This window comes from Carboxylicivirga longa (assembly GCF_050589825.1).
Taxonomy (GTDB): Bacteria; Bacteroidota; Bacteroidia; order Bacteroidales; family Marinilabiliaceae; genus Carboxylicivirga; species Carboxylicivirga longa.
This window is the reverse complement of record NZ_JBNGOZ010000005.1, coordinates 135,376-149,547: the sequence shown is the minus strand read 5'-3', so window position 1 is coordinate 149,547 and position 14,172 is coordinate 135,376. Positions and strand designations below refer to the sequence as shown.

Below are 14,172 nucleotides of genomic sequence, written 5' to 3'. Positions count from 1 at the left end.
AGGCTGAATTATATTTAGCCGCATAAAACCTAATAATACCAGGCACGCTTTGAGCTTATCTATAACAATTAAGCTTTGCGTACCTGGCGTTAATCTCAATTTTTAACAGCTATATTTTTTTCTAAAAGCGCTCGTACTGACAGCAACTGTGCAGGTTGTCGTACACCTCATCATCGGCTTTGTGGTGCTCTGTATCGTGCCCCACGGCTGCAATGGCTTTTTCAACCGCATCCACTGTGGCTTGGCCACCATAGTTCAGGTGAAGCATTTTAGTAGCCTTGTCCCATTTGGCTGACGTCACGCCCTCTACTGAAATTGCTGCCCCTTCAATGCGCTCCTGACACATGCCACAGTTACCCGCCACCTTAAACATGGCGTGCTTGGCCGCTTTCGATTGGTTGGTTGATGACTTTATAACAGCCTGCTGATCCAGCCGTTCATATTGACAACAGCCAGGCAAGTTATCATACACCTCATCAGCAGCCTTATGATTCTCTGTATCGTGCCCCACAGCTGCAATGGCTTTTTCAACCGCATCCACTGTGGCTTGGCCACCATAGTTCAGGTGCAGCATTTTAGTAGCCTTATCCCATTTGGCTGATGTCACGCCTTCAACCGACAGGGCGGCCTTTTCAATACGCTCCTGACACATGCCACAGTTACCCGCTACTTTCACCATGGCATGCTTAGCTTCTTTCGATGGGCTGGTGGATGACTTGACTACTGCTTGCTGATCCAACCGCTCGTACAGGCAACAACTGTGTAAGGATTCATAAACGGCATCATCAGCTTTATATTTTTCAGTATCGTGACCCACCTGCGCAATGGCCTTTTGAATGGCATCCACATCGGTATGTTCTGAGTCAAATACTACTTCCACCTGCTGGGCATCGGCCGACCACTGGGCACTTACCACGCCAAACAAAGACAGGGCTGCATTTTCGATCCGTTCCTTACACATATCGCAATTACCGGCTACCTTAAAACTGGCCGTCTGCTTATTTTGGGTATCCGGCGCATTCATCATGCTCTTCAAGCCCATGAGCTGCGCCGATGCATCAATTTTAAACACACCGTTGGTAGCAATTTCCTCGCCTACCGCTAAGCCCTCTTTAACGACATAAAACTCACCGGCATCAGGTCCAAGGATAATTTCCCTGAACAAAAAGGTAGGGGTTTCGCGCTCCTTAACCTTGGTGTAAACCACCGCGCGCTTACCGGTCCATAGCACTGCTGATTTGGGTATTACCATCATATCCTCATCAGACAGGCGCGTTTCTAAAACCGCATTGGCAAACATCTCCGGCTTTAACTGCAAACGGCTATTATCCACCTCAACGCGCACTTTAGCCACGCGTGTTGTTGCATCAATCATTGGATCCACATAGCTCACTTTAGCCGTAAACGTTTCTCCCGGCAACGCTTCGAGGGTAAACCTTACCTTATCCCCTTTATTTACCCATGGCAAATCAGATTCATAGGCATCAAACAGTGCCCATACGCGTCTGAGGTCCACCACCTGAAATAAGGGTACGCCTTCTTTCACATAGTCGCCCAACGCAACATTACGCGCCATCACCGTGCCTGATATGGGTGATAAAATGTCGAAATAGACCTGCGGCTCGCCACTTTTTTCGATGGTGGCAATTTGCGCTTCGGTTAAATCCCAGGAGCGCAGTTTAGCTTTCGAGGCCTGGTATAAGGAAGGATTACTTTCCTTCACATAAAAAGCCTCAATCAATTCCCGCTGGGCGCTAACCAGATCGGGTGAATAGATGGTGGCCAGCTTCTGTCCTTTTCGCACATTCTGCCCTGTAAAATTGATGTCGAGCTTTTCAATACGCCCGCCAAAACGAGCCGTTAATTCAGCAATACGGCGCTCATCCACGCTTATCTTTCCTTGCAAATAGGTTTCCTTCACCGGCTTCCCTTTTTTCACAACGCTGGTTTGCACCTCGGCCAGTTTAGCCGCCGCTTCGGTCATCACCACTTCATTGGGGTCGGCGCCTTCTGCCGCCTCCATACCTTCCAGAGGAATCAGGTCCATGGCGCAAATAGGACACAAACCCGGTTCATTCTGTTTAATTTGTGGGTGCATAGAGCAGGTCCATACCGTTTCTTTTTCGTGCTGATGCGCCTCATGAGCATCGCCCTGAGTGCTGCTGTTTCCTGATGGTGCGATGGCCCATCCTACCAACAAACCGATAAGCAGGGTTATGAGTACCGGCTTGTAATTATCTTTTATATATTGAATGATTGTATTCATCTTATCCATTATTTAACTATTAACAAACTATTTACCCATCAGATAGCTGATAAAGGCGATGGCCGCCTGCTTATCTGTTTTTGCCTTTTCCAACTCCAGCTGATACTGCAATAAACGACGCTCAATCCGCAGTATTTCTTCAAAATTTTTATTGGCATAGGCATACTCTGTCTCCAACAGCTTCATGGCCTTTTGAGCCAAGCCTAGCTGAACCTGAAATAGCTCAATCCGCCGGCGCGCATCGCTGTAATCTTTCCAGGTATTTTCAAAGATAACCTCCAGGGCATTGATCTTATCAACCCGCTCAAAGTCTTTGGCTTTTTCGAGATATAGCACCTCTTGCACCATGCTCTTGTATTTTTTTCGATACAAAGGAATGCTGATGCCCACTTTAGGAAAAGCAATGGCATCTTTGCCAGACATGTTATTGGCCCCTTTACCGATGGATACATAATCAATACCCAAACTAAAAGACGGTGCTCCCTCCTTTTTAGCAATCTGCTTTCTTAGCACCAGGGATTCTATTTGCCGGTCAATACTTAACAGCTGATGGTTATTGGTCTTGATTGAATCAAACGCCGCTGTTTTATTCAAATAAAAGTCGGTTGTCCACAAGCTATCGGGCCATGTGAGGGTAATGGGTTCCTGCACATTCAGCAGTTTATTAAACGCCAACTCAAGCACTGTTTGCTTATCGCGCAAATCAGCCAGTTGATTCTCCAAATCATTTATTTCCATCTCAATACGATACTGATCCACCGCCGACACCTTTCCGGCCTCTACTTTAACAGTCGCCAGTTTTTTAAATGTGTTGAGAATATCAATGTTTTCCAAAGTGATGGCCACTGCCTTATTGTTAAAATACAGGTTGTACCAACTGGCTTTGACCTCATTAAACAGTTTGGACCGCTTATCATTAAACATGCCATATTGAGCCATGGCCTGTTTAAATGTGGCTGTTTCTTTGGCTTTTAAGGTGCCAAACCATGGAAACATTTGAGTAGCCGAAATCTTAAATTCCTGCGGACCGTTGCGCGTTTCCACCGGCTGAATAAAATAGCCGAAAGCCAACTGTGGATCGGGTAAAGCCCCAACCTGAGGCGCTTTTTCAAGTGCTGACAGGTAGTTGTTAAAAGCGGCCCTTAGCCCCGGGTTATTCTCCGCTGCAATGGTGAGGTACTTATTCAGCTCCTCCTGCCCTGCAGCCAACACCGGTAACAACATCGTCAGAATATATATTATTGTTCGTTTCATCACCTAAGTTGTTTATTGTTTTAACTTACGTTTAATTATCGTCTCCTGCCACAAACTATAGAGAACGGGCACCACAAACATGGTCATCACAGCAATGGTCATTCCCCCAAATACCGGTATAGCCATAGGCACCATGATATCAGACCCTTTTCCGGTTGATGTTAAAACCGGTAACAGCGCAATAATGGTGGTGGCAGTTGTCATTACGGCCGGACGCACCCGTTTGCTCCCTGCTTCAATCACCAGCGCACGCACCTGGCCCACCGTTTGTGGATTGCGTTTATCCTGCAATTGTTTGATGTAGGTGCTGATGAGCACGCCATCGTCGGTTGCTACGCCAAACAAGGCAATAAAGCCCACCCAAACGGCCACACTGAGGTTGATATTACTCACCTGGAAAAGGGTTCGCAAGTTCATGCCGGCCAAAGTACCATCCATAAACCAGGGCTGAGCATAAAGCCACAGCATGATAAATCCACCTGAAAAGGCCACCAGTATCCCGGTAAAGATCAGACTAGTAGAGATAACCGAACGGAACTGAAAATATAAAATCAGGAAAATAATGATGAGTGATATCGGAATAACAATCATCAGGCGCTTGGTGGCCCGTATCTGATTTTCGTAGTTACCCGTAAACTTATAGCTCACGCCCGGAGGCAACACCAGTTTTCCTTCGTCCAACTGCTTATTGAGATAAGCCTGTGCTTTTTCCACCACATCGACCTCAGCATAGTCCGCCTGCTTATCAAAAATAACGTAGCCAACCAGGAAGGTATCTTCACTCTTAATCATTTGCGAACCGCGCTTGTACTGAATCTCCACCAACTGGCCCAAAGGCACTTGTGCCCCTGTCGGCGTCGGAATCAGAATCTTCTTCAAATCTTCAGGGTTATCCCTGAACTCGCGTGCATAGCGCAAACGTACTGGATAGCGCTCGCGGCCTTCCACGGTAGTGGTGAGCGGCATACCCCCTATGGCACTACCAATAACCGCCTGCAGGCTCTGCACATCCAGTCCATAGCGGGCAATGGCATCGCGGTCGATGTCCAACTCGAGGTAGGGCTTACCCACCACACGATCGGCAAATACCGACATAGCATTAACACCTTCCACATGTTTCAGCTCTTGCTCCAGCTTAAAGCCAGCCTGCTCAATACTTTCCAAATCGGGTCCATACACTTTCAAGCCCATTGGCGCTCGCATACCGGTTTGCAGCATGACCAAACGCGTTGAAATAGGCTGGAGCTTGGGGGCCGATGTTAAGCCCGGAATCGAACTCTTCTCCAGTATTTCGTCCCAGATATCATCAGGCGATTGAATCTCCTTACGCCACTGCCGGAAATATTCCCCGTTTTTATCTTCTACCAACAAGTTTTTGTCAATCAATCGGAACCCGTCCTTTTTAGGATGATACACACTTCCGTCTTTCAGTTTATAGGCACCATCGCGATTTACCTCGAAACGCATACGGTGTCCTTTATCGTTAAGGATGTATTCGGGCTTGTAATTAATGACGTTCTCATACATGGAAACCGGTGCCGGGTCCAATGCCGAATTCACACGCCCCCATTTACCCACCACCGACTCGACTTCGGGGATGGCATTCACCCGTTTATCGAGGATACGAATCACTTCCAAGTTCTCTTCAATACCAGAATGTGGCATGGTAGTCGGCATTAACAAGAATGAACCTTCATCGAGCGAAGGCATAAACTCCTTGCCGATACCCGGCAGTTTTTTATGCAGATAAGCATAGGTATCACTATTTTTTACGAACTGTGGCATAAAACCAAAAAGCTTGTCGAAACCCTGCCAGCTGGTAATACCGAACAGCACTACCAAAGCTGGAAAAAACAGAAACTGCCATTTGTGGCTGAGGCACCAACTCAAAATCCGTTGATAAAAAACGACCACCAGCGATAGACCACCCAACACTACAGTCACCACTGCAATAACGAATAAGAAATTAGCCAACAAGGAATTCTGCGCCCCCAGCGGCATCCAGGCCTTTGTTAGGAAAAAGACCACCACCACAATGGTAATCGCCACATTAATAAAGTTAACCCATTGCTTCTTTGCCTCGGGCCACTGGTGAGCCACAAGCCCATTGATACCAAATGCCGTAATCGCTAAGGCGATATAATTACCACTTGCTACTGACAGAACGATACCTGCCACAACAAGAATGATATTCCTTAGTCGCTGGTAGCGGCGTTTGTCAATTTTTATGGAAAACACCAGATGCGACAAGGTCGGAATAATGATTAAACCTATCAGCAAGGCCGACATCATGGTAAAGGTCTTGGTGAATGCCAAGGGCTTGAATAATTTACCTTCGGCCGCTTCCATGGCAAATACCGGCAAGAAACTGATGATGGTGGTTGACAAGGCAGTGACAACCGCTCCTGCCACCTCGGTAGTGGCGGTGTAAACCACCTGAAGCAGTTCTTTACCCCTTGCTCCTTTATTCTCGGGGAGCTCTATGTGCCGGATGATATTTTCAACAAACACCACGCCCACATCCACCATCACCCCAATGGCAATGGCAATACCCGAAAGGGCCACTATATTGGCATCAACGCCAAACTGCCGCATGGTAATGAATGTGATGAGCACCCCAATGGGCAATAGACTTGATATCAGGAAAGAGGCGCGCAGGTTAAACACCAAGACAATCACCACCAAAATACTGATTAGCAATTCAAGTGAAATAGCCTCTTCCAAAGTACCTAAGGTTTCTTTAATCAGTCCGGTACGGTCATAAAAGGGTACGATGGTCACCTTCGACACCGTGCCATCTGCCAATGTTTTGGTGGGCAAACCGGGGGCAATCTCTGCAATCTTAGCCTTCATATTCTCAATGGCCTTTAAAGGGTTGGTGCCATAGCGGGCCACCACAACGCCTCCAACCGCTTCGGCACCTCCTTTATCAAGTCCTCCCCTGCGAGCGGCCGGACCAAATGTAACTTTGGCCACATCTTTGATGCGAATCGGCACATTGTCCTTAACTGTCACCACACTTTTTTCTATATCCTCCAGGTTCTTTATGTAACCCAAAGCCCTTACCAGATATTCCACACGGTTAAACTCAATGGTACGTGCACCAATATCGAGGTTACTGTTTTTAATCGCCTTCATTATCTGTGCCACCGTTACACCATGGGCCTTCATGGCGTTCGGGTTAATATCTATCTGGTATTCTTTTACAAAACCCCCTATAGAAGCCACTTCAGCCACTCCCTCTGCCGCTGTTAAGGCATAGCGTATCTGAAAATCCTGTATGCTGCGTAACTCATGCGGATCCCAACCACCTGTTGGGTTTCCATCCCTATCACGTCCTTCCAGGGTGTACCAATAAATTTGCCCCAGAGCAGTCGCATCGGGTCCCAGTGCCGGGCTCACATCAGATGGTAGCGTACCGGCCGGCAGCGAGTTGAGCTTCTCCAGGATACGCGTGCGGCTCCAGTAGAACTCTATATCTTCGTCAAAAATGACATAGATGCTGGACAGACCAAAGATGGAGTTACTACGAATAGTTTTCACACCCGGAATTCCCAATAAGGATGTTGTTAGCGGATACGATATCTGATCTTCAATATCCTGAGGTGAGCGACCAGGCCACTCCGTATACACGATCTGCTGATTCTCGCCAATATCCGGTATGGCATCAACAGGCACCGGGTCGCTTGGTAACACACCCGTATCCCACCCAAATGGCGAATTAATAATGCCCCAACTGATAAATATTATAAGTACCAGAAAGGTGACTAATTTGTTTTCGAGAAAAAAACGAATCAATGAATTAATCATTCTTTAATATAATTAGATAATACATGCTTTTCATTCACATACCTAAACAGACTTGTAATAATAAGTCCATGAGTACATTATGTCAAGCAATATCTAACAAAGAAATGATTGCAATAAAGAAAGGCGCTCACTCACCGTAACCGGCGGCGACAAGGTGTCCTGAAACGACTTCTTTATTGGAAGGGTGAAAGTAAAATCAAAAGCTGCCTCGTAATAAATGAGGGCAATAAATAAATCCAATTCTACAGCAGGTGCCACGTCTGTAGTTGCCGGACTGGTAAAGTCCTCTTCCACTTCATAATGAATATTCTTGTTTTCACAACAGCCACATCCATCGTCGCAGCACGTATCCATCTCTACATATAAACTGGTCGACACGTGCTTACCCCCGCAATAATGCATAGAAAAAGTGACACCCGTGGTAGATACCAGCAGGAGCATTGTTAGGATAATATGTAAGAATCTTCTTTGCATCGCTAACAAAGAAACGATTTGCCGGCCAAATAGTTTTTACTTAGTAAAGGTGTTAACATGATTTTAACAGATCCCTGCGATAGAATGAATCACTTGCTCAATTACAATAAATACCTATTCAAAGCGTTTTTTATGTGTCTATTAATTATTTATTTTTGGTTCTTTAATAAATTTCGAACCTGATGCCAAATATACAAGCCAACAGTAAAACCATAATATTTCTTCTTGTCAAGCTTATACTCGTGTCCGGCTGTGGTGTTAGTAATAAAATGGGTAATGCCAATAAGGCCTATCTTATCGGCGAGTACGATCGGGCTGCCGACCAGTTTAAAAAGGCTTATCGAAAAGAAAAAAACAAATACACTAAAGGCGAGATTTCCTTCTACATGGGAGAGTGTTTCCGAAAAACCAACCGCCCAAGCAAGGCGCGCATGCATTATGCACGCGCTGTGCGCTACAACTACGAGATTGCAGAGGCTGGCTTGTATTTGGGCGACTGCAACTTGGCGGCTCAGAAATACGAGGATGCCCTGGAGGCTTATACCGCTTATTTGGAGAAAAAGCCCCTCGATAAAAGAGCACAGAATGGCATAGCTGCCTGCAAAATAGCCATGAAGGACACCGTTGAAACCCGCTATATCATTGAGAAAATAAAGGACATTAACACTACGCGATACAGCGATTTCTCACCCGGCTATGCCAGTGCCGATTACGATCACATCTATTTCTCATCTATGCGCACTGAGAAGAAGAAACGCAAGAAAAGCCGCATTACAGGTCAGGGGGGTGCCAATATCTACATGGCAAAGATTGATGCAAAAGGGGAATGGACAGATCCGGTACTACTCGATGAGAGCATTAACACCCAGTTTGACGAAGGCAGCGCTACCATGTCGGCCGATGGCAAAGCCATGTATTTTACGCGTTGCCGCTACGATAACGAACAAGCACGCAGCGCCGAGGTATTTATGGTCAGTCGATCGGGTGGTAAATGGGGCGAGCCGTCACTGATTGAAATCATGGATAGTGTGATGATCGCTCACCCAGCCATATCACCCGATGGCGAAACACTCTATTTTGTGAGTGACATGCCGGGCGGACAAGGTGGTAAAGACATATGGAAAGTAAATAAGGGTGGTGAAGGAGGTTGGAGTGAACCCATCAATATGGGCAATGTGATCAATACAGCAGGCGATGAGATGTTTCCTTACATTCACATGGATGGCACTTTGTACTTCAGCTCCAACGCACACATCGGCTTCGGAGGCCTTGATATTTACCGTGCCCATTTCGACGAAGAGAAACAATACTGGAAGGTAATTAATCTTGGACGCCCCATCAATAGTGAGGGCGATGATTTTGGCATCGCCTTTAAGGGCATGGAGCAAGCCGGTCTTTTCAGCTCATCGCGCGGGAGTTCCAAAGGGGTAGATAACATCTATGCCTTTAGCCTGCCCAGACTCGAGTTTAGCCTTAAAGGACAAGTTTACAGCGAGAAAACAGATGAACCCATCAGCAATGCCTACATGCGCTTGATTGGTACTGATGGCACCAATGTAAAGCTCACCATCCGCAATGATGGTTCTTTTGGGGCGAAGCTGGCACCTCAAACCGACTATGTTTTTATGGTGGCCGCAGAGGGATATTTCAACCACAAGCACAAGCTATCAACGGTGGGACTTGGAAATAATAAAGATTTTGACGTTGAAGTGGGAATGATGCCCATGGAAGATGCCATTATTCTGAAAGACATAGGTTTTGACAAAAAGGATCATACTTTAAATACCATTGCCAGACAAGAGCTGAACCGTTTGGTCACTATCCTGGGCATGAATCAGGCGGTTGTGCTTGAGATTGTGGCTCATGCGTCGGGCGAGGGCTCCTCATCGGAGGCTATTGCCTTGTCGCAAAAGCGTGCGCAGGAAGTTATGGATTACCTAATGCGCAAAGGTATACCCACCGAACGTCTATCAGCCAAGGGAGTAGGCAATACCGAGCCGGCCACAGTGAGCAAGCGCCAGGCACGTAAGTATAAGTTCCTTAATGAAGGAGATGTGCTTTCCCAACGTTTTATCAATCAAATACGCGGCAATGTCAACAAGGAGGCAGCCCACAAGCTGAACCGCCGTATTGAGTTTAAAATTAAAGAGTAACAAAAATCGCTTGATAAATTGATGATGCGCTATATTGGCTGAGCTAAACAGAAAACTTTAATGTTCGACTTATTAAGGATGAGAAAAACGCTACCGATTATAAAGTTGTGAAAAATAGTTAATTAACGAACATATTAAAAAGCACCCTTAAGCAACTGAACAACAGGCTCGGATAAGTAGGTCAGACCAAAAGACCAAAGGACAATGCCCAAAAGCAAAAAGAATAGGAATTTACGAGTCTCATCCAACAAGGCCATACCTATAATCAGGGCGATAAATGGCCCGAGTAAACCCGTCACCATCAAACCTAGTCCCGGTACGCCATAGCGCTCCATCCAACGCGAGAATTTTGCCTTTTTCTGCTCAAGACTCTTGGATGCATACTTATTCATTAACCACTTACGAAAGGGCTCACCCGAAAAGTAAACCAACAAAGTTGATGAAGTAGCGCCCAAAGTCACTAATAACGACGTAATAAAAGGTTTCAAGCCCAGGGCAATACCTACCGGCACTCCTTTATAAATACCGATTGCCCCGGCCAGATAAACGGCCAAATATGTCCCAGTTTCTTCCATCCTGCTTTTCTAAAAATAGCTGCAATGATAATATTTTTGAGGCACATAGATTTAGTCATAAGGCAATAGTTTATTCACAAATACATGATCCACCGCATCATCATTGTCACTCCTGCTGGCTACACGGCTTGCTCTCGCCCTTTTCTCCGGGCGATAAAACTAACAATGATCAACTGATAAGCGTGATACAACATTACCGGCACCAGAAACAGACCCTGACCGGCCACATTCTCAAAAAGCACTTTTGAGAATACGGTGCCATGTACCAATGATTTTTTTGAGCCGCAGAACAAGGCAGCAATGCGATCAGCACGATTAAAATTAAGCAGACTACAGATACCGCTAATAAGGCCATACACGGCAGCAAATAAGGCCAGGGTAGATACACTCAACAACACAATTGCCAAGGGACTTATGCTGTCGAAAAGACCGGTGGTAAACGACTTGCTGAAACTCTTGTACACAATTAGTAAAATAACTGTTTTATCAAAGCGAGCCAATACTTTAAGATGCCTTTTTACAAAAGCACCTAAAAAGCGATGTAAAGACAGTCCGAGCACAACGGGTAACAATATTTTAATCAGCAAATCAATGATGATAGCTGAAAAGTCAAAGGTGGCACCTTCCACACTCCAGAATAAACCCATCCAAAGCGGCGTTAACACAATACCAATCAAGCCCGATATGCTGGCGTTAAATATTGCGCCAGCCACATTACCCTGTGCCATTACCACCATCACCACCGAGGAAGATACTGTTGAGGGCAACACGGCTAGAAAGAACATGGCCAGCCAAAGCAAATGTTGCTCTTCAGGTACCAAGGGCTTGAAAGCGATGAGTAAAGCAGGAAATAACAGGTAAGTAGCCAGCTGTATGGTCAGGTGCAGGCGATAGTTACGCAAGCCTTCGCGCATCTGTTGCGGACTCAGCTTCAAACCGTAAAAGAAAAAAATAAGAGAGATGCCAATGTCGGTGATCTGCTCCAGGTTACCTGTACCTTTATAAATACCGGGCTGCGGAAACAACCAAGCCATCAATATCATACCAATCAAACCAACTATAAAACCGTCTATTTTTTTAAGCATCTTCTTTTCGCCTTAATGTTAAATGGAGGCATAAAAGTAAGTAATCTTAACAGCACTTCCACATGGCACGGTGCCTCTGGCTCATCGAACACCCCGCACTAAGCCTTACAATTTTTTGACGATGCCGAAAGATTGTGCTATTTTTGCACTCCAAATTAGGGTAAAAAACTGATAAATTTATACTTGTGAGCTCAGATTCGAGATACAACCTACGCGGCGTTTCCGCTTCGAAAGAAGACGTCCACAACGCCATTAAAAACATTGATAAAGGTATTTTTCCACAAGCTTTTTGCAAAATTGTACCGGATATTCTAGGTGGCGACGATGACTATTGTAACATTATGCATGCCGATGGCGCCGGCACAAAATCATCACTGGCGTACATGTACTGGAAAGAAACCGGTGATTTATCAGTTTGGAAAGGCATTGCCCAGGATGCCATCATTATGAATGTTGATGACCTGCTATGCGTAGGTGCTACTGAAAACATCCTGGTGTCGTCCACCATAGGACGTAACAAAAACCTGATTCCCGGCGAAGTTATCTCAGCCATCATTAACGGCACCGACGAACTGCTGGCCGAACTGCGCGAAATGGGTATCAGCATTTATCCCACTGGAGGTGAGACTGCCGATGTGGGTGATTTGGTGAAGACCATTATCGTAGACAGCACAGTGACCTGTCGCATGAAGCGCAGCGATGTGATCTCCAACCATACCATACAGGCAGGTGATGTTATAGTTGGCTTATCCTCATCAGGACAGGCAACCTACGAGAAAGAATACAACGGTGGCATGGGCAGCAATGGCCTCACTTCGGCTCGTCATGATGTATTTGCCAAGTATCTGGCTGGCAAGTATCCTGAGAGTTACGACAGCTCGGTACCGGAGGATTTGGTTTACTCGGGCAACTACCAATTGACCGACAGCGTAAAAGACGCCCCTCTCAACGCCGGAAAGCTGGTGCTTTCACCAACAAGAACCTACGCCCCAGTAATTAAGAAAGTGCTGGACGAAATGCGCAACGACATCCATGGTATGGTACACTGCTCGGGGGGAGCACAAACCAAGGTGTTGCACTTTGTTGATCAAGTACACGTTATTAAAGACAACCTGTTTGATGTACCGCCGCTGTTCAAAGCCATCCACCAAGAGTCAGGAACCGACTGGAAAGAGATGTACAAGGTGTTCAACATGGGACATCGTTACGAAATGTACCTGTCGCCCGACAAGGCAGAACGGATTATCGAAATTGCCAAATCCTTTAACATCGATGCCCAGGTAGTGGGTCGCGTTGAAGCCCATGAAGGCAAGAAACTGACCATCGAAAGTGAGTTTGGCACTTTCGAATACTAGGCATAGACGATGCCTTTATACCGATAGAATTAATTATTAACTTCTATCAATTGTTTAATGATTGTCAACGACTAAGATATGGCACAACACGATTTACTGGAAAAACTGGAGGGTTTGCGCTTACGCTTCCTGGAGGTATCGGAGCAGATTACCAACCCGGAAGTGATTGCAGACACCAAACGATACGTTAAGCTCAATAAGGAATATGCCGAGCTTGAAAAAGTTGTGGAGGTACGCAACGAATTTGAGAATACCCTTAAAAACATCGAATCAACAAAGGAGATGCTTAAGGAAGAGACTGATCCGGAGATGAAAGAAATGGCGAAAATGGAGCTCGACGAGCTGGAAGCCAAGTTACCGGTGATGGAAGAAGAAATTAAGGTACTGCTAATACCTGCCGACCCGCAGGACAGTAAAAATGCAGTACTGGAGATAAGAGCCGGTACAGGCGGTGACGAAGCTAGTATCTTTGCCGGTGAATTGGCACGCATGTACACCAAATACTGTCAGGATAAAGGCTGGCGCGTTGAAATTACCAACAGTAACGAAGGCACCTCAGGCGGATTCAAAGAAGTGGTGATGAATGTTACCGGAACCGGTGTGTATGGTATTCTGAAATATGAATCGGGTGTACACCGCGTGCAGCGTGTTCCACAAACCGAAACACAGGGTCGTGTGCACACCTCGGCAGCCACCGTGGCCGTATTGCCCGAAGCAGAAGAATTCGACATTGAATTGAAAACAGAGGATATTCGTAAAGATACCTACTGTGCATCCGGCCCCGGAGGACAGTCGGTGAACACCACCTACTCAGCCATCCGCCTAACCCACATACCATCGGGCATTGTGGTAACCTGTCAGGATCAGAAATCACAGCTTAAAAACCTGGACAAGGCCATGGCCGAGCTGCGTACACGACTTTACAACCTGGAGTATCAGAAATATCTGGACGAAATATCTTCGCAGCGTAAGACCATGGTATCGTCGGGCGACCGGTCGGCCAAGATACGCACCTACAATTACCCGCAAGGGCGTGTTACCGATCACCGCATTAACCTGACGCTATACAACCTGCCGGCAATCATGGATGGCGATATTCAGCAGATTATTGATAAACTAATTGTTGAAGAGAACGCCGAGCGATTAAAAGCAAGCGAAATGTAATAGGCTGATAGCTTTTAAATAATTCCAATAATAAAA

General features: G+C 46.1%; 9 protein-coding genes. 3 read left to right on the top strand and 6 right to left on the bottom strand.

The features are described 5' to 3' along the window. Positions 1 to 121 precede the first annotated feature (121 nt). The 4 genes from ACRD7A_RS06125 to ACRD7A_RS06110 form a co-directional block, all read right to left on the bottom strand. Positions 122 to 2,266 carry an efflux RND transporter periplasmic adaptor subunit gene (locus ACRD7A_RS06125; protein ID WP_430810254.1) on the bottom strand — a complete coding sequence of 715 codons (2,145 nt, stop codon included), beginning with the start codon at positions 2,264 to 2,266 and terminating at the stop codon, positions 122 to 124. A 27-nt stretch (positions 2,267 to 2,293) separates the two neighbouring features. Then, complete coding sequence (locus ACRD7A_RS06120; protein ID WP_430810253.1) at positions 2,294 to 3,520, bottom strand: TolC family protein; 1,227 nt, start codon at positions 3,518 to 3,520, stop codon at positions 2,294 to 2,296. Positions 3,521 to 3,532: 12 nt separating this feature from the next. Continuing rightward, the gene (locus ACRD7A_RS06115) at positions 3,533 to 7,330 is read right to left on the bottom strand and encodes an efflux RND transporter permease subunit (protein WP_430810252.1); all 3,798 of its coding nucleotides are present in this window, start codon (positions 7,328 to 7,330) and stop codon (positions 3,533 to 3,535) included. A 93-nt stretch (positions 7,331 to 7,423) separates the two neighbouring features. Continuing rightward, the gene (locus ACRD7A_RS06110) at positions 7,424 to 7,804 is read right to left on the bottom strand and encodes an HYC_CC_PP family protein (RefSeq protein WP_430810251.1); all 381 of its coding nucleotides are present in this window, start codon (positions 7,802 to 7,804) and stop codon (positions 7,424 to 7,426) included. 182 nt (positions 7,805 to 7,986) lie between these two features. On the opposite strand from ACRD7A_RS06110, the gene porE reads away from it, so the two are divergent. After that, positions 7,987 to 9,957: a PorE family type IX secretion system protein gene (porE, locus tag ACRD7A_RS06105; RefSeq protein WP_430810250.1), complete on the top strand. Its 1,971-nt coding sequence runs from the start codon at positions 7,987 to 7,989 to the stop codon at positions 9,955 to 9,957. 134 nt (positions 9,958 to 10,091) lie between these two features. On the opposite strand, the gene ACRD7A_RS06100 is transcribed toward porE, so the two are convergent. Continuing rightward, entirely contained in the window at positions 10,092 to 10,532 is a 441-nt protein-coding gene (locus tag ACRD7A_RS06100) for a VTT domain-containing protein (RefSeq protein ID WP_430810249.1), read from the bottom strand. 119 nt (positions 10,533 to 10,651) lie between these two features. Beyond that, positions 10,652 to 11,617, bottom strand: a complete 966-nt coding sequence (locus tag ACRD7A_RS06095; RefSeq protein ID WP_430810248.1) for a bile acid:sodium symporter family protein — start codon at positions 11,615 to 11,617, stop codon at positions 10,652 to 10,654. 185 nt (positions 11,618 to 11,802) lie between these two features. On the opposite strand from ACRD7A_RS06095, the gene ACRD7A_RS06090 reads away from it, so the two are divergent. Together ACRD7A_RS06090 and prfA are read left to right on the top strand one after the other, a co-directional pair. Beyond that, a complete protein-coding gene (locus ACRD7A_RS06090; RefSeq protein WP_430810247.1) occupies positions 11,803 to 12,972 on the top strand; it encodes an AIR synthase related protein in 1,170 nt (389 codons plus the stop codon). Between the two features lie 78 nt (positions 12,973 to 13,050). Continuing rightward, positions 13,051 to 14,136 (top strand): peptide chain release factor 1, encoded by a 1,086-nt coding sequence (gene prfA / locus ACRD7A_RS06085; protein ID WP_430810246.1) that lies wholly within the window; start codon positions 13,051 to 13,053, stop codon positions 14,134 to 14,136. Positions 14,137 to 14,172: the final 36 nt, after the last annotated feature.

Excerpts from the sequence above, each read along its gene's own strand:
- ACRD7A_RS06125 (WP_430810254.1), bottom strand. The coding sequence starts at position 2,266 with ATGAATACAATCATTCAATATATAAAAGATAATTACAAGCCGGTACTC.
- ACRD7A_RS06120 (WP_430810253.1), bottom strand. The coding sequence starts at position 3,520 with ATGAAACGAACAATAATATATATTCTGACGATGTTGTTACCGGTGTTG.
- ACRD7A_RS06115 (WP_430810252.1), bottom strand. The coding sequence starts at position 7,330 with ATGATTAATTCATTGATTCGTTTTTTTCTCGAAAACAAATTAGTCACC.
- ACRD7A_RS06110 (WP_430810251.1), bottom strand. The coding sequence starts at position 7,804 with ATGCAAAGAAGATTCTTACATATTATCCTAACAATGCTCCTGCTGGTA.
- porE (WP_430810250.1), top strand. The coding sequence starts at position 7,987 with ATGCCAAATATACAAGCCAACAGTAAAACCATAATATTTCTTCTTGTC.
- ACRD7A_RS06100 (WP_430810249.1), bottom strand. The coding sequence starts at position 10,532 with ATGGAAGAAACTGGGACATATTTGGCCGTTTATCTGGCCGGGGCAATC.
- ACRD7A_RS06095 (WP_430810248.1), bottom strand. The coding sequence starts at position 11,617 with ATGCTTAAAAAAATAGACGGTTTTATAGTTGGTTTGATTGGTATGATA.
- prfA (WP_430810246.1), top strand. The coding sequence starts at position 13,051 with ATGGCACAACACGATTTACTGGAAAAACTGGAGGGTTTGCGCTTACGC.